General features: G+C 67.4%; 1 pseudogene. It reads right to left on the bottom strand.

What is annotated here, in order from left to right:
• Positions 1 to 301, bottom strand: a pseudogene (locus AC1MHZ_RS23445) (RHS repeat-associated core domain-containing protein); the annotation flags it as partial.

Below are 301 nucleotides of genomic sequence, written 5' to 3' on the forward strand. Positions count from 1 at the left end.
CCGCGACACTGACGTGGCGGATCGTCGTCAGGTTGTTGCCGTCGTCGTAGGTGTAGTGCTCGCTGTAAGGCGCCCAGACGCTGCCCGACGAGGCCTCGGCGCCGTAGTAGCGGGCCACCGGCGTGCGCTCCCGGCCCGTGGCGCTGGCGAGGCGGTACAGGGTGTCGTAGGTGTATTCGCGCAGCCCGGTGGCCTGTTGGTTGGCGTGCCAGGTGGGGTCGGCACCCTGGTCTTCCAGGCTGATGATGTTGCCCACCGGGTCATAGCGGTAGTGCAGGTCGCTGATGACCAGTGGCCCTTT

It is taken from the genome of Pseudomonas sp. FA-1 (assembly GCF_056856075.1).